The 20896-nt window shown below is 62.1% G+C and carries 22 protein-coding genes; 1 reads left to right on the forward strand and 21 read right to left on the reverse strand.

Annotated elements, in window-relative coordinates; translation table 11 throughout:
• Window positions 1–12: 12 nt before the first annotated feature.
• Window positions 13–1308, forward strand: a complete 1296-nt coding sequence (locus tag RPE78_RS13550) for a pyruvate dehydrogenase complex dihydrolipoamide acetyltransferase (protein WP_406720853.1) — start codon at window positions 13–15, stop codon at window positions 1306–1308.
• A 129-nt stretch (window positions 1309–1437) separates the two neighbouring features.
• On the opposite strand, the gene cysE is transcribed toward RPE78_RS13550, so the two are convergent.
• From cysE to RPE78_RS13655, 21 genes are all read right to left on the reverse strand, one after another.
• Complete coding sequence (gene cysE / locus RPE78_RS13555; protein WP_339107451.1) at window positions 1438–2241, reverse strand: serine O-acetyltransferase; 804 nt, start codon at window positions 2239–2241, stop codon at window positions 1438–1440.
• Between the two features lie 160 nt (window positions 2242–2401).
• Window positions 2402–6307 (reverse strand): glycoside hydrolase TIM-barrel-like domain-containing protein, encoded by a 3906-nt coding sequence (locus tag RPE78_RS13560; protein ID WP_406720854.1) that lies wholly within the window; start codon window positions 6305–6307, stop codon window positions 2402–2404.
• A gap of 3 nt (window positions 6308–6310) precedes the next feature.
• Window positions 6311–6751, reverse strand: coding sequence for a peptidase (locus RPE78_RS13565; RefSeq protein WP_406720855.1), 441 nt, complete (start codon window positions 6749–6751; stop codon window positions 6311–6313).
• Window positions 6748–7638 (reverse strand): DUF2163 domain-containing protein, encoded by an 891-nt coding sequence (locus RPE78_RS13570; RefSeq protein ID WP_339107454.1) that lies wholly within the window; start codon window positions 7636–7638, stop codon window positions 6748–6750. Before RPE78_RS13570 ends, RPE78_RS13565 begins: the two co-directional genes overlap by 4 nt.
• Window positions 7635–8267 carry a DUF2460 domain-containing protein gene (locus tag RPE78_RS13575; RefSeq protein WP_339107455.1) on the reverse strand — a complete coding sequence of 211 codons (633 nt, stop codon included), beginning with the start codon at window positions 8265–8267 and terminating at the stop codon, window positions 7635–7637. Before RPE78_RS13575 ends, RPE78_RS13570 begins: the two co-directional genes overlap by 4 nt.
• 31 nt (window positions 8268–8298) lie before the next feature.
• Window positions 8299–8955 (reverse strand): phage tail tape measure protein, encoded by a 657-nt coding sequence (locus RPE78_RS13580; RefSeq protein ID WP_406720856.1) that lies wholly within the window; start codon window positions 8953–8955, stop codon window positions 8299–8301.
• Window positions 8948–9178 carry a rcc01693 family protein gene (locus RPE78_RS13585; protein WP_406720857.1) on the reverse strand — a complete coding sequence of 77 codons (231 nt, stop codon included), beginning with the start codon at window positions 9176–9178 and terminating at the stop codon, window positions 8948–8950. Before RPE78_RS13585 ends, RPE78_RS13580 begins: the two co-directional genes overlap by 8 nt.
• Window positions 9175–9495 carry a gene transfer agent family protein gene (locus RPE78_RS13590; protein ID WP_339107458.1) on the reverse strand — a complete coding sequence of 107 codons (321 nt, stop codon included), beginning with the start codon at window positions 9493–9495 and terminating at the stop codon, window positions 9175–9177. Before RPE78_RS13590 ends, RPE78_RS13585 begins: the two co-directional genes overlap by 4 nt.
• Before the next feature lies 1 nt (window position 9496).
• Window positions 9497–9919, reverse strand: coding sequence for a phage major tail protein, TP901-1 family (locus tag RPE78_RS13595; protein WP_339107459.1), 423 nt, complete (start codon window positions 9917–9919; stop codon window positions 9497–9499).
• Between the two features lie 63 nt (window positions 9920–9982).
• The gene (locus RPE78_RS13600; RefSeq protein WP_406720858.1) at window positions 9983–10393 is read right to left on the reverse strand and encodes a DUF3168 domain-containing protein; all 411 of its coding nucleotides are present in this window, start codon (window positions 10391–10393) and stop codon (window positions 9983–9985) included.
• Window positions 10390–10722 carry a head-tail adaptor protein gene (locus RPE78_RS13605; protein WP_406720859.1) on the reverse strand — a complete coding sequence of 111 codons (333 nt, stop codon included), beginning with the start codon at window positions 10720–10722 and terminating at the stop codon, window positions 10390–10392. Before RPE78_RS13605 ends, RPE78_RS13600 begins: the two co-directional genes overlap by 4 nt.
• The gene (locus tag RPE78_RS13610; RefSeq protein WP_339107462.1) at window positions 10719–11318 is read right to left on the reverse strand and encodes a head-tail connector protein; all 600 of its coding nucleotides are present in this window, start codon (window positions 11316–11318) and stop codon (window positions 10719–10721) included. The genes RPE78_RS13605 and RPE78_RS13610 overlap by 4 nt, the downstream gene beginning before the upstream one ends.
• Window positions 11319–11505: 187 nt before the next feature.
• The gene (locus RPE78_RS13615) at window positions 11506–12705 is read right to left on the reverse strand and encodes a phage major capsid protein (RefSeq protein WP_406720860.1); all 1200 of its coding nucleotides are present in this window, start codon (window positions 12703–12705) and stop codon (window positions 11506–11508) included.
• 40 nt (window positions 12706–12745) lie between these two features.
• On the reverse strand, window positions 12746–13303 hold the full coding sequence (locus tag RPE78_RS13620) for an HK97 family phage prohead protease (RefSeq protein WP_406720861.1): 558 nt from the start codon (window positions 13301–13303) through the stop codon (window positions 12746–12748).
• Window positions 13304–13312: 9 nt separating this feature from the next.
• The gene (locus RPE78_RS13625) at window positions 13313–13546 is read right to left on the reverse strand and encodes a hypothetical protein (protein ID WP_339107465.1); all 234 of its coding nucleotides are present in this window, start codon (window positions 13544–13546) and stop codon (window positions 13313–13315) included.
• Between the two features lie 3 nt (window positions 13547–13549).
• Complete coding sequence (locus RPE78_RS13630) at window positions 13550–14728, reverse strand: phage portal protein (protein ID WP_406720862.1); 1179 nt, start codon at window positions 14726–14728, stop codon at window positions 13550–13552.
• Window positions 14729–14806: 78 nt separating this feature from the next.
• Complete coding sequence (locus tag RPE78_RS13635; RefSeq protein WP_406721665.1) at window positions 14807–16165, reverse strand: DNA-packaging protein; 1359 nt, start codon at window positions 16163–16165, stop codon at window positions 14807–14809.
• Complete coding sequence (locus tag RPE78_RS13640) at window positions 16104–16430, reverse strand: hypothetical protein (protein WP_406720863.1); 327 nt, start codon at window positions 16428–16430, stop codon at window positions 16104–16106. Before RPE78_RS13640 ends, RPE78_RS13635 begins: the two co-directional genes overlap by 62 nt.
• Before the next feature lie 230 nt (window positions 16431–16660).
• Complete coding sequence (gene mltG, locus RPE78_RS13645; protein ID WP_339107469.1) at window positions 16661–17830, reverse strand: endolytic transglycosylase MltG; 1170 nt, start codon at window positions 17828–17830, stop codon at window positions 16661–16663.
• The gene (gene fabF, locus RPE78_RS13650; RefSeq protein ID WP_339107470.1) at window positions 17830–19089 is read right to left on the reverse strand and encodes a beta-ketoacyl-ACP synthase II; all 1260 of its coding nucleotides are present in this window, start codon (window positions 19087–19089) and stop codon (window positions 17830–17832) included. Before fabF ends, mltG begins: the two co-directional genes overlap by 1 nt.
• 142 nt (window positions 19090–19231) lie before the next feature.
• A complete protein-coding gene (locus RPE78_RS13655) occupies window positions 19232–20830 on the reverse strand; it encodes a GGDEF domain-containing protein (RefSeq protein ID WP_406720864.1) in 1599 nt (532 codons plus the stop codon).
• Window positions 20831–20896: the final 66 nt, after the last annotated feature.

Raw genomic sequence — 20896 nt, forward strand, 5'->3', positions numbered from 1 at the left:
GGAGATCCAGAGATGGCAACTGAAATCCTGATGCCGGCCCTTTCTCCGACGATGGAAGAAGGCACGCTGGCGCGCTGGCTCAAGAAGGAAGGCGACACTGTCGCCTCCGGTGACATCATCGCGGAAATCGAGACCGATAAAGCGACGATGGAGTTTGAAGCGGTTGACGAGGGTGTGCTTGGCAAGATCCTCATCGCGGAAGGCACCGAAGGCGTGAAGGTCAACACGCCCATCGCCGTCATGCTGGAAGAGGGCGAAGACGCCTCGGCCATCGAGACCGCGTCGAACCCCGCAGCCCCTGCCAAGGCGGAAGCGCCTGCAGAGGCCCCCAAGGCCGCAGCCGCACCTGCTGCGGCACCGGCGCCTGCGGCTCCTGCAAAAGACGGCAAGCGTATCTTCGCCTCGCCGCTGGCCCGCCGTATCGCGGCCCAGAAAGGTCTGGATCTGGCGACTATCGCGGGTTCGGGCCCCAAAGGCCGTATCGTGAAGGCGGATGTCGAAGGTGCAACCGCTGCGCCCAAGGCCGAAGCTGCTCCGGCCAAAGCCGAGGCGCCTGTCGCCAAAGCAGCCCCCGCTGGCCCCTCTGCCGATGCCGTCATCAAGATGTATGAAGGCCGCGAGTTCGAAGAGGTCAAGCTGGACGGGATGCGCAAGACGATTGCCGCGCGCCTGTCGGAAGCCAAGCAAACGATCCCGCATTTCTACCTGCGCCGCGACATCAAGCTGGATGCCCTGCTGAAGTTCCGCTCGCAGCTGAACAAGCAGCTGGAAGGCCGTGGGATCAAGCTGTCGGTGAATGACTTCATCATCAAAGCCGTCGCCCAAGCACTGCAAGCCGTGCCGGATGCGAATGCTGTCTGGGCGGGCGACCGCGTGCTGAAGCTGAAGCCTTCGGATGTGGCTGTGGCTGTGGCGATTGAGGGCGGCCTCTTCACGCCGGTGTTGAAAGACGCCGATATGAAGTCGCTCTCGGCGCTGTCGACCGAGATGAAGGATCTGGCCAAACGTGCCCGCGACCGCAAGCTTGCGCCGCATGAATATCAGGGCGGCTCCTTCGCGATCTCCAACCTTGGCATGTTCGGTATCGATAACTTCGACGCCATCGTGAACCCGCCCCATGCCGGCATCCTTGCCGTGGGTGGTGGTGTGAAAAAGCCGGTGGTGAATGCCGAAGGCGAGATCGAAGTGGCCACCGTGATGTCGGTCACCATGTCGGTCGATCACCGTGTGATCGACGGGGCGCTTGGCGCGGATCTTCTGAAGATCATCGTCGAGAACCTCGAAAACCCGATGACGATGCTGGCCTGATAGGTCAGTGCGCGGCAGGGGTGCAAACGCCTGCTGTAACAAAAACAAAACGGGCTACCGGCATAACCGGTAGCCCGTTTTTCATATAGCAAACATCCGCCACGCGGGCTGACGCTCTCACAAATCGTGCTATTTTTCCAAAAGATGATCCATTGATACCGACGGCTGGCTGCAACCGGCATCTCCCACGATGCGGGCGGGCACCCCTGCGACCGTCTTACACGGCGGCACCTCGTTCAACACGACCGACCCTGCCGCGATGCGGGAATTGTCTCCCACCCGAATATTGCCCAGCACCTTGGCACCGGCCCCGATCAATACGCCATTGCCGATCTTGGGATGTCTGTCTTCCTCTTCCTTGCCGGTCCCGCCCAGCGTGACAGAATGCAGCATCGACACATTATCCCCGACCACAGCCGTCTCGCCGATCACGATAGAATGCGCATGGTCGATCATCACGCCCTGCCCGATGCGGGCAGCGGGGTGAATATCGACACCGAACATCTCGGAGGTACGCATCTGGACGTAATAGGCCATGTCCTTACGCCCCTCCGACCACAGCCAATGGGCTATCCGGTAGGATTGCAGCGCCTGAAAACCCTTGAAAAACAACAGGGGTTGCATCAGACGGTGGCAAGCCGCGTCGCGCTCGTAAACCGCAACCAGATCGGCACGCGCTGCCGCAATCAGATAGGGGGCCTGCGCATAGGCATCATCCGCAATTTCGCGCAGGATCTGCTCGCTCATTTCGTTCGACGCCAGTTTCAACGAGAACCGGAAAGACAGCGCCCTCTCGAAAGTGGGGTGATGCAAAAGACCGGCATGGATCAGCGATCCAAGAAGCGGCTCGTTCTGAACGGCCGCGCGCGCCTCGGTACAGATCCGCTCCCAGACAGGATCAACGGTGGCAATTCTGACTTGGGGCTCAGCCATGACGTCTCCTTTGCGCAGCAAATGCGGGCTCACCTTCACAGGCATGCTCTAGCACAATACCACATGGAGGCCGACCAGAGATAAACCAAGTGCAAAATAGAGAAAAGTCCTTAACATCGGTCACAAACCTTTCTTTGTCCGCCATCCGATGCCCCGCCCGTCAAAGTCCGAGTGCCAGTCGTGCCGGCAATCCCGCTCCGTAAAGATCACTCAGTTGCGCCACTTCAAGCACCAACGCAGAACCGCTCGCAAGATCGGCCTGACGCTGGGACGCAGTATATATCCAACTCGGTGCCTCAAGCGTAACCTCACGCAGCACGGCACCGGTCTCGGTCAGAAGACGCAGCCTGTATCGTTCATGCAATTCGCCAAGCGGCACCTCCTGCTCCAGCCAGGGATCACCGTTCAGACGCGTACGCCGGACCCAGCCTATACTCCAGTCTTCCGTCGCCTTGGACACCCGCAGATGCGACGGTGCATAGGGACGCAGGCCATTGCCTTTGAACGCCTCGTTCAGATGCACATAGCTCGGGTCGTCATAGCTGCGCCGCGCCGATCCGATACGATAATGGCGGGAAATATTGCGCTGTGCCTGCGCCAGCGTGATCTGATCGAGATTGCCATCAAGTGCCACCACCACCGAACCTTCCGGCCAGATTTCGGGCATCAGCGCATCGGTGCCCAGCTGGCCGCGCAACCTCAGGCTCAGATCCCATGTATTATTGCCGACCAGTTCAGCTTGCGCGAACTGGAAGATCTCCCAGTTGTCACTGCTGCCATCGCCGATGGCCATTGCATTCGCTCCGGCCAATAGCTGTTCTTCGCTGGCCGATTGCAGCTCCCCCGAAACAAGCGAAACCCGCAGCGGCGCCCCACGGTCCCATAGCCCCGCGCGGGCCGCATTCAGCGCCCCCAGACTACGCCCGAACGTCGCACGGCGCGTCAGCGTGGCATTCAACTGGTAATCGGCATCACTCACCGCATCGAATACCGCAACCGTTCCGGGCCACGGACTGGCGGTCACCGCCAGATACGGCGCATAGGGCACTTCCTCTCCGGTTAGAAGCGGCAGATCCATGAACTGCGCCGTCACCGGCACAGGCGCGTAAAACCGCGTCGTGGAGACATCCGCCTCGGCCGCATCGGACGGCTCGTAAAGCCCCGCCTCGATCCGGACGGCCTCCATTGTCGCCGCCCCCGCCAGATCGACACGGTCGATCCGGTACCGCTCTTCCTCGATCGCGATGACATCCCCCGCCCCGAGCCCCGTCAAGGAGGGCGGCACCGCGAATTGCACGACATCCCGCGCCATCTGCGCCTCTGCCAGCCAGCGTTCAACCGTGGCCACTGCCTGCGGACGATGCAATGCGGCATTCACCTCACTGGCACTATTGCTGCCCTGATCGGTCTCCTGCGGCGCAATCGCCTCGACCACACGGGTGGCATAGTCTCCCTCTGCCTCGATATAGGACAGCCGCACCCTGCCCGACATCTCCGCCTCGGAAGCACGAATGCGGGTCAGCGTGCTCTCGTCCTCCTGCAAAGCAAAATCCGTATCGGCAAGAGCCCGGCTCACCTGACCGCTCCGCATGATAAAATGCAGTGCTCCGTCGCGCTCGACCGCATCGAAACCATAGGCCAGCATAAGCGTTTGCAGCATTGCCCGCGGGGACTCCCCCGATTGCGCACTATATCCGCGCACAGAGCCACGCAGCCCCGACACATCCACCGCCGTCACGCCACCCATCGCGCAGATCTCGGCCACAACACGCGCCAGCGGCTGCGCCACCGCGCGACCGGATAGCCAATGCCCGCGCGCGTAATTCTCGGCATCGCTCCAGAGATCGTCACGGGAGGGAAACTCGGGCCAAGGCCGCGCGTCCCAACACCAGACATGCGCCTTGGTCATATCGATCATCGGCCCCTCATAGACCTCGGAAACAGGATTATGCGCACGGTCCTGCCACCACCCCTCCATCGCCCGCACATATTGCATCTGGATCAGCTCGTCGCGCCGCCCGTTGGAAAAATGGGGCAGCATGGATTCAGAGCTTTTCGGGTCCAGAAACTTGTTGGGCTGGTTGGCCCCCTTATCGATCGCCGCACAGCCATATTCGGTAAACCAGATCGGTTTCATCTGCGGGATCCATGCCGTCGGCTCCTCCTCCCGCAGCCCGTCGATCCGCTCATAATGACGGTTCTGCCACCAGCTACGGAAATCCTTCGCCCGCCAGATCCAGGGTTCGCCCTCCCCATCGGTGATGGGCGTGCGGATCTGCATCTGCCGATGGAGATCGGTCGCATAATACCAGTCATAGTATTCTCCACCCTCGATATTACTTTGCAGATAGCCCAGATCGTGGATGGCAGGCCATGCCGCATCGGCATGGTTTTCGCCCTCACGCCAATCGGCAAGCGGCAGATAATTATCGACGCCGACAAAATCGATGGCACTATCTGCCCAGAGCGGATCCAGATGGAAGTAGCGGTTTCCATCCGGCGAATTATATCCGAAATATTCCGACCAATCCGCCGCATAGCCGATTTTACAAGTCTCGCCCAGAATAGCGCGAACGTCATTTGCCAGACGGCGCAAGGCTTCGACGGCAGGAAACCCGTCCTCGGCATCACGGATCTGGGTCAGGGCGCACATTTCGGTGCCCACGCAAAACGCATCTACCCCACCCGCTTGCGCGCAAAGATGGGCGTAGTGCAAAATGAAACGGCGCATGGACCATTCTTCGGCACCACTATAGCGCAGCGTCATCCCCTCCGGCGCGAAGGATTCTGGTGCGGCCTCCCCGAAAAAGGCCGCAACGTCCTGCGCAGCAGCCGCGCTACGATCGGTCGAGCCCTCCAGTCCGGGGGCGATGTCTGTCGTAATCCGTCCGCGCCACGGCAAAGCGGGCTGTTCCTCGGTCGGCGACCACGGATTGGGACGTGCATTGCCCGCGATCTGCTCCATCAGGATGAAGGGATAGAAGGTCACGAATTTTCCCGCAGCTCGCAAGGCCCGAATGGCCTCGATCACCGCAGCATCGGCGGGCGTGCCCCCATAAAGATCGCCCTCGGCGGTATGGGCAACCTTTCCGGCCTCGGCGCGCCCCACCCCCGAGACAGACCATGCCATATTTTTCCCGTCTCCTGCGGTTTCATTCACCCGCGGGCGGATCTTGCACTGACCCGCGCGCAGGTCATCACCAAACCACGACACCACAAGGGAAACGGCTTCGCAATTCGGCAAATCACCATTCAGTGCCGCGAGAGAGGTCGCGAAATCACTAAGCCCGCCCGGGGCGCTCTGGTTCATGACCTTGCTTGAGCCTCCCTCTTCTCCCGCAAAATAGACAGGGGTCGTCGCCAGAGAATACTCGCCCGTGCCGGGAATAAGCGCGACCCCCCTGACACAGCCCTCAAACCCCGCGATCTCCTGCGGCACAGACGGCGCGGCGGCGCGGAACACCTCGAAGGTCAGTTGCGGGACGCGATTGCCAAACGGAGCAAGCGCCAGATCCTCGAAAACCACATAAGCGATACCGCGATAGGCCGGGGCGGCATCCGCCCCTTCGACCGCCTGTATCTTCGCATCCGGTTCCTGATCCCCGGCCCCGGTATACACACGAAAATCAAGGCCTGCCGTATCCAGTATCTGGCCATCTGCCCAGATCCGCCCGACCCGCAGGATCTCGCCTTCGCACAAGGCCAAGGCAAGACTGACGGAATAGCTGTAGCTTGTTGTCGACACGGTCGTGCCCGTGCCCTTCCCGCTTTTCTTGGTGCTGGCATGCTCGCGAAAGCGCGTTGCCCAGATCACCTGTCCTGCCACCCGCATCCCGCCCCAGACCATCGGCACGGGCGTCCCCTCGCTTGCCGAGGAAAGGCGGAACTGGCTGACCTTCCCGGTTTCAACGCTTTGCGATCCGGTTCCCAGAAGCCGTTGGTCGATGGCGCGCCCCAAGGTCGCTCCGACCGCCCGCCCGATGACCGCACCGGAAAGCCCCAGCACCGTGCCACCGAAGCCACCGCCAATCGCAGCGCCTGCCGCGCCCAAAAGGATCGTTGCCATGTCTCACCTCACATCCGGAAAGTCGAAGCGCGCCACCAATCGGGCACGCCAAGGCGCGGACAGGGCATTTTCCACCACCCCATGCCCGCCATAAGCATGAATAAAGCGCAAAGGCCCCCGCTCCGAGAGCAGGCCAACATGCTTGGCCACCGCACGGGGTTTCATACGGAACAGAAGAACCTGCCCCATTCGGAACGGGTCATTGGCCTGAACCGGCACCAGATGACGCGCGGCGGCCTGCCAAAGCGCCTCGGCGCCCCCCGCCTCGGCCCAATCCGCGCTATAGGGGGCCGGAAGTTCGGGTTCGCAGCCATAAAGGCTGCGCCAGATCCCGCGGATCAGCCCCAGACAATCCGTGCCCCCCTGCAGACAGGACGCCTGATGGCTGTAAGGCGTGCCGATCCATGCCCGCGCCAAAAACACGACCTCGGAACGGGCGGTCATCGGAAGAGGCTCCCGCCGTCGTAATTTCCGCCAGAAACCGGATAGGACACCAGCCAGTCCTCCCCCGGAATATGCGGGAACCCGCGGAAATTCACGAAATTGTCGAATTTCAACCGGCACGTTTCGGCACGCCGGTCACAGCCTGCAACAATCCGCACCCTGTCGCCCGCCACCAGCTCGGCACGCAAGGACTGCCATAATTCGATCACGCGGCGACCATCCTGTGCCAGACGGTCAAATTTCACCGCTCCCGAAAGACCGGCAGCCGCTCCATCGAGAACCGTCAGCAGACCGCGTTCGAACCAGCGATCCTCGAAGCCTGTCAAGGATTGCCACGAAAACCGTGTCGCCCCTTCACACTCTTCCACGGCCAGTTCGACAAAATACCCCGCCTGCAAAGGATCAAACCGGCACTTCCCGTCGCCCAGAACCGCCGAGCAGGCCGGATGATACACCCGACCGACCTGATTGTTCAGCCGGTCAGAAAGGCCACGCAACTCCGCCTGAAACGCACCGTCATTGCGCGTCAGCTCCCCCAGATGGCCGCGAAAGATCAGTGCATGTTCGGACGTATCCGCCCAGTTGACAAGCCAGCTACGCAACTCGGCCCCATCGTAACGGCCTGCGCGGATATCGTCTTCGGTAATCGCATCAGCGCGCAAAGCCGCGACAACCTCGAAATTGTCGACCGAGAGCCCCGAAGATTGCCCCAGCGCGCTGGCCGACATGCCGGTTTCGGGCTGGAACGTCAGGCCAGCAAACGCCAATGGCCGATCATGGTCGGTGAACCCCATCACGATGCCATCCTGCCGTGTCACCGCCCATGCGCGCGCAATCGTGGTGGCCTTCGTGTCAAGATGGGCCTGAAACTGTGCGGAATAGCTCATAGGCGCACCTCCACAACCGGCACCTGTGGCACTTCTCCCGCCTGAAACGATTGCACCGAAACCTGAATCCGGTCGGTGTCAAACCGCACCGGCACGTCGAACTCGAAGCCTGCCGTTACCCGCGCGCCTTTTTCGGGCGGAGCGGCAAAGGTGACCACACCCGTTGTCGTGTCCACCGACCAGTCGATGCTTTCGGCCTGATAGCCGCCCTGCACCCCGACCAGCACCGTCGCCCCCACCGGCTTGGTGATCGGGCGCGTATAGGTGATATCGCCAGAGCGATAGGTTTTAGCCAAAGAAAAGGCGACGGTTTTCCCATCGCCAGTCCCGATCACCTGATCTTCATATCCAAGCGCGCGGCTGGCAGGGGCCGAACGGTAATCGGCCCAATCCTTCCAGCGGAACCCGTGCAACTGTCCGGCCCGCGCCTCGAAAAAGGCCAGAAGCGCCTCGACATCATCCAACGACCGCAGCCCCACACCGGCATCGTAATGACGCCGTGAATGGGCCCAAGGGCTGTTACGCTCCTCATAGCCGCTGGCAAGGGTGACAATCTCTGTGCGGCGCTCCGGTCCACCAAGCGAGCCGAAACTCAGACTGGCGGGAAAGCGGATTTCATGAAATGCCATCTTGTTCCTCCGAAAACTGTCTTGAAACGGCTCACATCGTTTTCGACCCGCGCGAGAGAGCGCGGCTCATCTGGGCAGCCAACTGCGCGCGCGAGCGACTGAAGCCCGCAATATCCGGCGTGGTCACATTCATCGTCACATTCACCGCGCGCCCGCCCTGTGCCTGCACGCCCAAACGACCATCCGCGCCACGGGTCAGCGGCATGATCGCCTCCGGCCCCGCCTCGCCCATCAGCCCCATTCCGCCGCGCATCGCAAAACCCGTGGCCTCGCTGACCACGCCCCCCTTGGCAAAAGCGCGCACCTTACCCGAAGAGAAGGCCCCGCCATTGGCAAACGGCATCAAACCGCCAGCCAAAGAGGCAACACCGCTTGCCAAGGTGCTGCCCAGCGTGTCGCTGACCGGCTTCACCGCCGCCGCATAAACCGCATCCGACATGCTCTGCGCAACAGAGCGCAGCGCGTTCGACAGGCTCTCCCCATCAAAAACGACATCTTCAAACGCACTGCCGATCGTGGTCGAGAAACGGCGCGACAATGTGCCGATCTCGCGAGACGTCAGCCCCATGCTGTCACGCAGGCTCGATAATTCGCTCGAAAATGCCCCCGTCAGAACCCCGACATTGCCCAGAACCGTCTCCAGTTCCTGCGCGCTTTCGCTCAGCGCATCGAAATCAGTATCATCCATCACTTTCTCCTTCAGGTCCGCGACGATCGGGGAATGCCTGCGCCAGCTCTTCCAGCCGCGCGCGTGTCAGTGGTCGCGCCTTGGGCATATCGCCCAGAAGCAGCGCCAGTTCGGCAGGGCTCAGCGCCCAGAACTCCTGCGGGCGCAGGCGCAAGCCCACCAATCCCGCCCGCATCAGACCCGGCCAATCCAGCCGCCCCGATGCCTCATACCGGCGCATCATTGCTCTTCTGGCGCGCCAAAAGCGCGGGCCAGAAGGCGTGCGGCAAGCTGGGCCGCCTCAACCGGCCCAGAGCCGATTTCGACCATGCGCAGATCTTCCGCCCGTCCCCGCCAGCCACCACCGCGCAGCCCCGCCACCAGCAGCGCCAAGACATCGCGGCTGGAAAACCGCCCGCTTTCAAACCGCGTAACCAGATCCAGCATCGTCTCTGTCTCCAGCTGCGCCTCAAGTTCCGCCAATACGCCAAGGGTCAACTTGGCAGTATGCGGCACCCCGTCCAGCGTCACCTCGACCTCACCTGCCCAAGGGTTCGCCATATCACTCCTCCGTCAGCTCGATGAAGCTCAGCGCCCCCGCCGAAGCCATCGCCATCTCATAGGTGGCCTCGCCATCATGCGACCCCGCATATTCGATCGACGAAATCAGGAACGGCCCCTGCACGATGCCGAAGCTGGGGATGATCACCTGAAACTCGGGGATCTCGCCATCAAAGAAAATCTGCCGCGCACGCGCGTCCGTATCGGCATCGCGAAACACCCCCGACCCCGAGATCGAGGCCGAACGCACCCCCGCGCCCCCCAAGAGCTCGCGCCAACGCCCCTCGCTTTCCAGCGAGGTCACATCCACCGTCTCTGCGTTGAAACTGATCCGCGTTGCGCGCAGGCCAGCGATCGTCTGGAACTGTCCGTCTCCGCTGAGATCGAGCTTCACCAGCAGGTCTTTTCCGTTTTGGACTGCCATTTTTCTCTCCTAGAAATGCAAAAAGGCCCCGTATCGGAGCCAGATATGGACGCGCCTGTCCGGTCACTCGGGGCTGACGAGGGCGCGAAACGTCAGATCGATCCGCCGTGTCGCATTGGTCCCTACACGACGCGCCTTGGCCTTGCGAAACCACACCCCCGCCACCCGTCCCGCTGGAAGCGTCAGCGCACTCTGTGTCAGGCAGGCATTCACCGCTTCGGCCAAGGTCTTGGCCGCCTGGAACCCCGCCGCATCCGTCACCACCGAAATGGTAAAATCATGCCGAGCAATCGGGCCGCTGCGATCCGAGATATCGACAACGTCTTCGGGGCCGAGACTGATATACGAACCGGCGGTTGCACCAAGAGGCTGGGCATCATAGATCGCTCCGCCGCTCAATTCGGCAACCGTCGCGTCGCCCGACAGCGCCTGAAACACCGCCGCCTGCAAGGCCGATGCCAAGAGATAGCTCATGTCACAACCTCCTCGCGGGCAAAGCAACGCAGGTAACCGGGGGCATCCTCCGCCACGGCAAGAATACGAAAGACCCGATCGCCCAGCCGAAAGCGCTGATTGGCCGTTGGCCTGCGCGGCGAGGAAGGCAGCGCCGAGCGCACCGTGACCGTCACCGATACCGCAGCGATCGCGCGCAGCTGATCGGCGCGCTCGGTGCCGGTGCCGAAATCGAGCGCCGCCCAGATCTCGCCCAGTTCGACCCAAGTCTCGATCAGGCCCCCCGCACCATCAGGGACATTCTGCGGTTCTTCCAGCACGAGGCAGGTGGAAAGCTTCGGCACACTCATCCCCGCCCCCCGTTCCCACCAAACAGCCGCACCACGCGCCAAGGCTCGATCAGCGCGTTTACGCCAAAGGGCAGCGCGCCGCTCTGGTCGCTTTCATGACGGTGCTCGAAATAATGGGCCGCCAGCAACATCACGGCCTGTCGCAAATCTGCGGGCACATTCTCCCACATGACCCCAAAGCCTGCCTCGACCGAAATCTCGATCAGTCCGCCGTCCTCAAGGGGCGGAAAATTGCCCCCAACCGCCAACAGCACGGGCCGCACCCCATCCGGCATCAGCCGGTAACGCGCCGCGTCCAGCACCGCCACCTCCTCATCGGCCCCGCGCAAAGCGACCTGCGTCACGCCCGTCAACGGTGCCAGAGGCAGAGGCTGTGCCTGCGGATTGGCCCAGCGACGCAGCCGCAGCAGAAAGCCGCGCGTCAAAAGCGCCTTTGAAATACGCTGTTCGATCAAGGCAATCGCCGCACGCAGATAGGCCTCAAGCGCCACATCCTCGGCCCCCACATCCGCAAACCCGCGCCCCAGCCGCAGATGGTCGCGCAGGGCCGCAATCGGAAGCCGGTCGCTTGTCACCGGCACTATTTCGTTCAACATGGAAAGCACCTCCGAAATTGGGATGATGACGCCCGTAAGACCACGGGCGCCATCTCGGACAGACGCCGCCTTCCGCCACCCGCTCGGACGGAGGGAGCAGCTAGGCGGACGGCAGAAAGACCGCGTCTGCCCTTATCCGGACCGAAGCCCGGATCGGGGTCAGCGCAGCCTCAGCCGCGCCCGCGCCTCAGGAGACCGCAAATTTCAGAAGCTTGATCGCCGCGAAATCGCTGACATCGCCGCCCACTCGCTTGGAGGCGTAAAACAGCACATGCGGCTTGGCCGAGAAGGGGTCACGCAGCACACGCAGATCGGGCCGTTCGGCAATAGTGTAGCCCTGATGGAAATCGCCGAAAGCAATCGCATAGGTATCCGCTGCGATATCGGGCATATCCTCCGCGATCAGCACCGGATAGCCCATCAGGCGCGCAGGCTCGCCCGCAGCCAGACCGTCCGACCATAGGAAGCGGCCATCAGCATCCTTCATCTTGCGCACGGCCCCTGCGGTTTTGGAATTCATCACGAAGCTGCCATTGGCGCGATATTCCGCCTCAAGTGCATAAACCAGATCGACCACCGCATCTGCGGCCGCCGTGGCCGAGAAATCCCCTGCAACGCCGGTCGCCACATAGCCCAGACTACCCCAAGCCCAGTTTTCATTATTCACAGCCGGATGAGCCAGAAAGCCCTTGGGCTTATCTGCCCCGTCGCCATTCACGAAAGCCGCAGCCTCCGCACGGGCGAAACGGTCGGCAATACGGCCCGCAAGCCAGCCCTCGATATCGAAGGCCGCATCATCCAGCAGACGCTGGCTGGCCTTGGGCATGGCCGAAAGCTCGTAGAGCGGGATCGAGATCCGGTCGATCTGCGGCGTGCTCGTCTCGGTGAGGTTCGCGGTCTCCGACGCCCAGCCCGAACCGATCTCGCCATGATCGACCAGCACGTCAAAGCTGGTGGCCTCGACCTGCACCACATTGGCGATCATGCGGATCGAGGCGGTCGAGCCAAGGATCGAGCGGATGGTATCGCTGGTCTGCGGATCGACCAGATAGCCCCCCTCGGCGGCAACGGCCGTGTTCAGCCCCTTGGTCTCGACAACCAGACCGCGCAGACCGTCATCATCGCCCGAACGCAGATAGGCATCAAAGGCCTTCACATGGGGGGCGGTCTCTTGCGCTGCATAGGACAGGGCCGGACGATTTTGGATGGATTTGGTTTGCAACATGGTCAGACGCTCTTCCTGTTTTTGAATGCGTGAAGTCATTTCGTTTTGGAAGCCCTTGGCTTCCTTCACAAATTCGCTAAGGGCCGAGTGCACCTCGGCCACGATCGGGGCCCCGTCGGACATAGCTGTCCGCTCCCCAAAGACGCTTTTGTCGGGGGTCATTGTCTCTCCTCAATGTTTCACGAAGATCGAAAGCGCGGGGTCAGTTACCCGCCAGTTGCGACGCGGCCGCACGCAGCGCCCGTGCCAGATGTGAAAGCTCTGCCCCTTCGGACATCGCTTTGGCGGCGACCCGCGCCTCCTTCAGCATCGGGAAGGTCACCAAAGACACCTCCCAAAGATCCAGCTCGGTGAGCATCCGCTGGCCCTGCCCGTCGCGATGCGCCCGCACCACGCGGTAGCCGATGGACAACCCGTCCATCGCCCCCGACGCCAGAAGCGCACGCGCCTCACGGGCACGGGTCACATCCTCCAGAAGATAGCCGCGCACAAATAGGCCGGTGCGATCTTCACGGATGTCTTCCCAGACGCCGATGGGCTGCGTCTGGTCATGCTGCCAGAGCATCGCCACGCGGCGGCCTTCCTGCGCAAGCCGCGCAAGACAATCGGTATAGGCGCCCGGGCAGACCACATCGCCGCCCTGATCAGGCAGGCCGAAAAGGCTGGCATAGCCCTCGATCCGGTCCTCGGTCACCTTCAGGGTGCTGGGCGTATCGGTGCGCACCGATTTGAACTCCAGCCCCAGTGTCATTTGCTCCATTCAGCCCTCCTAATGCGGCACCATATCCAGAAGCCCGTAGACCGCCTGCGACAGCACCACGGCCACAACGCCGTAAACCGCCATCCACAGACGCCGCTCAAGCCCCTCGATCATCGCTTCAATGCGCTGCAACCGGCGTTCCACCTGATCGAATTGCAGCTCCATAATCTTCTCCGTCGCGTTGAACCGTTCCTCATGCAGATCGAACGGCTCTTTCAGAAAGCGCGAGCCTCCAGTCGGCATGGCTTACTCCTCCGGTTGACGCGGCAACCCCAGAAGAACGCGCTTCTCGGCAGCGGTCAGAAAGCTCGCCTCGCCCACGCGCTGCCATTGCGCATCGCGTTCCGAGGCCAGCGCGGGCACCTGATCCAGATCAGGACGCAGCTCGATGCGCGCGCCCAGAAAGCACGACAGCCACCACGCAAGCGCCGCCGTCACCCGCGTGGCCAAAGGCAGCACGGTCAGCCGGAAAAAGGCCCGATTGGCCTCGGCGTAATTGGCATAGGTCGCATCGCCCGGAATGCCCAACAGCATCGGCGGCACCCCGAAGGCCACGGCAATCTCGCGTGCGGCGGCGATCTTGGTCTCATGGAACTCCATATCCGAGGGCGAGAACCCCATGGGTTTCCAGTCAAGCCCACCCTCCAGCAGCATCGGACGGCCCGCATTGCGCGCGCCCTGATGATTGGCCTCCAACTCGAAGGTCAGCCGGTCATATTGGTCGGGGCTCAGAACCCCCTGGCCATCGGCCCCCTTATAGATGATCGCCCCCGAGGGCCGCGCAGCATTATCCAACAGCGCCTTCGACCAATGGCTTGCGCTGTTATGGACATCCACCGCCACCGCCGCCGCCTGCATCGGAGACAGCCCGTAGTGATCATCCTGCGGGTGGAAGGTGCGGATATGGCAGATCGGATCGGGATGGCCCGTCAGATCAAAGCGGTGCTTTCGCGCGCCCACCGTGTAATCATAGGCCACGGGCCAACCGTCTTCGCCGGGCACAACACTCATCCTATCGGCGCGCAAGACATGCAGCTCCATCGGCACATCGGCGCCTTCGCCCACGGCTTCGATATAGGTGTCACCGGTCAGCAGCATCTGGCCGAATAGCGCCTCAAGAAACTCGGCCTGCCCCTGAGCCCCATTCGGACGGCGCAGAAGGTCGATCACCGGATGCGTCTCATAGCGGCGCTCGGCATCCTGACAGATCAGCGGCAGCGCGGCGGCTGCCTCGGCAATCAGCTTCACACAGCGAAAACCGATGGGGTTGCCGACAAAGCCCTGCCGCGTCATCGAGGCCGTATCGCGCGGGCTCCAGATCACCCGCCCCGAGCCACCCGACAAAGACACAGGGCGACCGCGCACCGCTTTTGTCTCGGGCTTTGTCCCGGGCGCAGGCCCCTTACGAAAGATATTCAGCCCCATGCAGATCTCCTTATCTCTAGTGCTCCCCGACCAAGCGGGCCAAAACGAAAGGGGCCGGAACACCGACCCCTTTTCGCATCACAACCGTCTTACCTGTGGCCTGCGCCAATGGGCGGCAGGTTCGATCATCAATTCCGTCAAAGCCCAGACCAAAGCATCCAGCCGGTCCGGAGAGCCTTTCGCCTGATAGCCCTGCACCGTCATCTGGCACATCTGGTCCTCCAGCTTGCCAAGGCTGGCCTTGCGGTCGTGGTAGACGCGACCCTGCTCGTAAAGGGCGGCCACCGGCTCGGCACGCACCCCCTTTCCGCGCCCTGCACGCAGCGCACGGAAGGGCACCAGCGGATCGACCTGCCGCAAAACGCCCTCGATCAGATCACCGCCCTGATTGACCTCGGCCACCAGACGGTCGGCCCCGAAGCGCTCCATCGCGGCAATCGCAGCCTTGGCCCAATCGGTAGGCTTGCCGCCGATGCTCAGATCACCCAAGACATAGGCGCGCCAATCCTGCGGCGGCCCCTTGGTGACAGCACCCGCCACGATGATCCCGCATTCATCCGAAGCCGACCCCGCCGTCACCGCCGGATCAAGCGCCACCACGATCCGGTCAAGCGCAGGCACCTCATCAATCCGCAAAGCCTCAAGCATCTGCGTCGACCAAAGCGCTCCCTCGATATCTTCCAGCAGAACGCCCTCCAGCTCCTGCCGCCCCAGACGGGTGCCAGCATAACGCGCCTGCACCTCGGCCAGAAAGCTCTCGGCCAGATAGGCGCGATTGGCCTCGGTCGGCGCATGGGTCACCACGGTCGAAGGGTTCTTCATGATCGCCCGCAGCACCGCCACATCCCGCGGCGTGGTGGTCACCACCTGCTGCGGATGCCACCCCAGACGCAGAGCAAATTGCAGCATGTCCCACGTATCCTCGGCGCGTTTCCACTTGGCCAGCTCATCCACCCAAGCCGCATCGAACTGCGGCCCGCGCAAAGCCTCGGGGTCATGCGCCGAATAGGCCATCGCCATCGCGCCATTCGGCCAGACCAGCCTGCGGCGCGAGGCCTCCCATGTCGGACGCCGATCGGGCGGCGAACAGGCGATGATCCCGCTGTCCCCCATGATCATCACGTCACGCACCTGATCATAGGTCTCCCCCACCAAAGCCACACGCGAGGCCTTACCCGCATCCAGCGGCGTGGAGGATTCTACCTGCGAGCGCACCCATTCGGCACCGGCGCGGGTCTTGCCCGCGCCGCGCCCTCCCATAATTACCCAGCTTTTCCAGTCCCCCATCGGCGGCAACTGGTGAGGCAAGGCCCAGAACTCGAACAGCCACGGAAGGGCCAGAAGAGAATTCTCGTCCAGCCCGTCCAGAAAGGCGTCAACGTCCTGAGGCGTCGCGGAGGCAAGCCAAGCGGCGCCCGATCTCAGTTCTGGCTGCATCAAAGTCGAGGTGCTGTCCTTCGACGACCCCGGCAGCCTCTCTGCGGAGTTTCTCAACGCGGTTCCTTTCCTCAAGCAAAAGTTGCAACGCCGCGCGCAAATCACGCACGGCGGCCCGTGCTGTCTTGGCCTCGGCAAGCTCCCCCTGCCTCAGACCCTCCATCGCAACGGCCAGCTCCTCGGCCACATCGCGATACATCGCTCCGGCCATCTCCAGTGCTTCGACCGAAGATGCCCCTTCCAAATCAACGGAAGTCACTTTCATTCCTGTAATCCGCCTCTCATGTGGTGTGACTCCGCACGAGCAAAATGAAAAAGACGCCCAACGGGTCACCCCGCGGCGTCTTGCCCACTTCTCCTAGCATGCCATAAGTGATGCCATGCAACGCTCTGACTGTCAAAGGAAATCGCGCCTAGGTTGCACCCAGCCAGCGCACGTTGCGCAAAGAAAAACCGGGCGCCTGGCCCGGTTTTCCCAATCGCGATTGGCTGGAATTAGTTACCACCCGCCTCTTTTGCCCGTTGCGCCTCGATCGCGCGCCACTTGGCAACATTGGCATTATGCTCGGCCAAAGTGCTGGCAAAAGCATGCCCGCCCGTGCCATCGGCCACAAAATACAGGTAGTCGGTGGAATCAGGGTTCAGCGCCGCCTCAATCGCGGCCTTACCCGGATTGGCAATCGGCGTCGGCGGCAGACCTGCGATGACATAGGTGTTATAAGGGCTGTTCGCCCGCAGCTCGGACTGACGCAACCCACGCCCGAGCGACCCTTTGCCATTGGTCACCCCATAGATCACCGTCGGGTCGGTCTGCAGCCGCATGCCCTTCTCGATCCGGTTGATAAACACGCTCGCCACTTCGGGACGCTCCGCCGTCACGCCGGTCTCTTTCTCGACGATAGAGGCCATGGTCAGCGCCTCTTCCGGCGTCTTGTAGGGCAGCCCTTCGGCCCGATTGGCCCAAGCCGTGTTCAGGATTTCGGATTGCGCCGTCTGCATCTGTGCGATCAGCGCATTGCGGTCCTCGCCCTTGGTCACCACATAGCTTTGCGGCGCAAGGCTTCCCTCGGCGGGGACCTCTTTCACATCGCCAGACAGGAAATCATAGGATTTCAGCGCCTGAACAATGTGCCAGCTGGTTGCCCCTTCGGCGAGAATAACACGGTGATTGGTGATGTTTTTCTCATCGACCAGTTCCTTGAACCCGTCGGGTTCGGGATCGGCCACCGGATCATATTTGGCAAGTTCCTCGTAGATCCCCGTCGCCGGATCCAGCTCGCGCAGCGCCAGTGTCTGGGTGTTGACGCCGATACGGTAGATCAGTTCCGACCCACAGCTGGACGGCCCCCCACGGGTGATCTGATCCACGATGTCTTCCATCGTCGACCCCGGCTCGATGAGATAGGAACCGAATTTCAGCTTGCCGTCCTTTTCGGTGTAATCGGCACCGGTGCGGAAGATATAGCCCGACGAAATCGCGCCCTTGGCCTTCAGATCATCCGAGACCTTCACGAAACTATCGCCCTGATCCACCCGCAAACAGATCGCCTGCGACAGCGGGCCTTCGGACACATATTCCCGTTTGGCCCATGCCACCACCCCCGCCACAGCGACGAGGATGACGATCATGGCCGTCAGAAAATTCGACGTGATGTTACGCCACATCAGTCCGCCACCTTGCGCAGCACAAGGCTGGCATTGGTGCCGCCAAAGCCGAAGCTGTTGGACAGAGCCACATTGATCTCGCGCTTGACCGGCGCATTGGGCGCCAGATCCAGCGGCGTCTCCACCGCGGGATTATCAAGATTCAGCGTCGGCGGTGCGACCTGATCGCGGATCGCCAGAATACAGAAGATCGCCTCCACGGCACCCGCCGCCCCCAGCAGGTGGCCGATCGAGGATTTGGTCGAGGACATCGTGGCCTTTGCCGCCGCCTCGCCCATCAGCCGCTCGACCGCTTTCAGCTCGATCGTGTCGGCCATGGTCGAGGTGCCATGCGCGTTGATATAATCGATCTGGTCGGCGGTAATGCCCGCACGCTTGAGCGCCATTTTCATCGAGCGGAAGCCGCCATCGCCATCTTCCGAAGGTGCGGTGATGTGATAGGCATCGCCCGACAGACCATAGCCGATCACCTCGGCATAGATCTTGGCACCGCGCGCTTTGGCGTGCTCATATTCTTCCAGAACCACAATCCCCGCGCCCTCGCCCATCACGAAACCGTCGCGATCGGCATCATAGGGGCGCGAAGCCTTGGTCGGGTCTTCGGCCTTGGTCGAGAGGGCCTTGCAGGCATTGAACCCCGCAATCCCGATCTCGCAGATCGGGCTTTCGGCACCGCCCGCCACCATCACATCGGCATCGCCCCACTGGATCAGACGCGCCGCATCCCCGATGGCATGCGCCCCCGTCGAACAGGCCGTGACCACCGCGTGGTTGGGGCCCTTGAAGCCGTGCTTGATAGAGACCTGTCCCGAAACGAGGTTGATCAGCGCCGACGGAATAAAGAAGGGCGAGACACGTTTGGGCCCGCGCTCCTTGATCAGAACGGCGGTATCCGCAATCGCCTTGAGGCCACCGATCCCGGCACCGATCATCACGCCGGTCCGCTCGCGCTCTTCGTCGGTTTGCGGCGCCCAGCCGGCATCTTTCACAGCCTGATCGGCAGCCGCCATCCCGTACAGGATGAATTCGTCAACCTTGCGGGCCTCTTTCGGGGCCATCCAGTCATCAGGATTGAATGTTCCGTTGGTCCCGTCACCACGCGGAATTTCGCAGGCATATTTGGTGACGACCTCGGACGCATCGAAGCGCGTGATCGGGCCTGCCCCCGACTGACCGTCCAGCAAACGCGACCAAGTTTCCTCGACACCGCAAGCCAGCGGAGACACCATTCCAAGACCTGTGACGACAACCCGACGCATATGCCATACCTCTTGTGGCTAATTAACCTTCGGGCATCACATACACGGGCAATCCCCTGCGCGCAATTCAAAGGATTGCTCCGATAGGCGGTTTCCGCCACGCAAGAGGTTGGGCCCGACATAAATTCCTACGCCATCGCGCCTATTTCGAAAGCTTTGCCGCTTTGGACAAACCCGTCACAAGCCCCTCCATTGGCCGTTCGAACATTGAAAGCCCCACCTGCGTCGCCCCGCCTTTAGGTAGACCAGAGGTCGGGCCAGAGATCGGGCTGCCGGCGTGATCAGGGGCTAGACCAGAAATCGGGCCGGATGGCGAGCATGCCGCCTTTTGCATGGCCTGCAGCGAAGCGGCCTTGTCCAGCTGCTCTGGCCATGTTTCAACCGGCACCTCCTGCACCGCGCTCCAGACGGCATGGCCGCCGTCCGGCCCCGGCGCCACGCACACCTGATTCCCCCCACGAATGCGCGCCAGCTCGAGCGCGGCAAGGGCACGCTCGTAAACCTGCTTCGAGCTTTCCGAGAAATGCCAACGGGCCACCCCTGCCGAGGCGGTCAACACGCCCTGACCCGTCTTGATCTCGAGTTTCTCGATCACCTGACAGAGCTGCCGCGCCAAAGTGGCCACCTGCGTTGCCCGCAGACCGGGCAGGAACACAAGAAACTCATCCGCATGGGCACGGCCAAAACAGTCCTCCCCGCGTAAATGGGGCAAGACCCCCTGCGCCACGCGACGCAACGCCTCGTCACCATGTTCGTAGCCCCCCATCGAATTGACAGCACTGAACCCGTCAAGATCCAGCACGATCACCGTCAGCGCCGATCGTGCCTGTCGCGCCTCTTCGGTCAGTTCGGCAAAACGGGCCCGCAAGGAGGCGCGATTGTAAATTCCCGTCACCTCATCCGTGACCATGTCCCAAAGCCGCTGATCCTCAAGCGCGCGACGTTTGCGTTCGATGATATGGCTGCGACGCATCCCGATCACCTGCAAGATGATGTTCAGCCCCACGATATGCGCCACCACGACCGAAATCGCCTGCGCATAGACCCCGTAATCGGCATAGGTCACAAGAGTCCAGCCGATCAAGATCGGGCCCAGAACACTGACCGTCAGATCGATCCGGAACGCCCCCATCGCCATCACGCTTGCCATCAGGCCCTTATTCGCGCGGCGGCACAACAGGGCCGCAACCAGCCCGCCCGACATCATCACGGTGGCCAGAGACATATGGCCGTAAAGCCCCGCATCATCGAAAATATAACCGATCAGCGCGGCAAAAAGCACCGTCAGCGACAAAAGCGCCATGAACTGGCCGCGCGCGGGCCGCGCCGTCTCCAGCCCCGCACGCGCAAAGGCCAGCATCACAAAAACCAGCGCGGTGTTCATCGCCGTCTTGGTGCTGCCATCGCCCAGCGAATAGACCCCTGCCAGTCCCGGAACGAACTTGCCAATGGCCAGCAGGAAAGTCGCCCCCGCCAGTGCCAGCGCCACTCTGCGCGACCAAAGACGGTTCATCGGTAAAAACAGGGAGATCGCCAGAAGAAGGGCCATTGTCGAGGTTATCGGATGCACCCCGACAAAGACCGGCAGCACCCCGAAAATACCGGAGGTCGGCATCAGATACCCGAAAACCGGTACAATCGCCACGAAGACCACGAATATCGTTGGAAAGATCGACAGGACGTAACACCAATCCGCAGCCGAAACAGCTTGACCGTCCGTCGTAGCCTCTGTCGTCATCATGCCGCGTTCCTCCTGGGCGATACCCGCCTGAGAGGAATGCTACGCCAGCCTCACTAACAGAAGCTG

Source organism: Thioclava litoralis (assembly GCF_045278885.1).
In the GTDB taxonomy this organism is placed as follows: domain Bacteria; phylum Pseudomonadota; class Alphaproteobacteria; order Rhodobacterales; family Rhodobacteraceae; genus Thioclava; species Thioclava litoralis.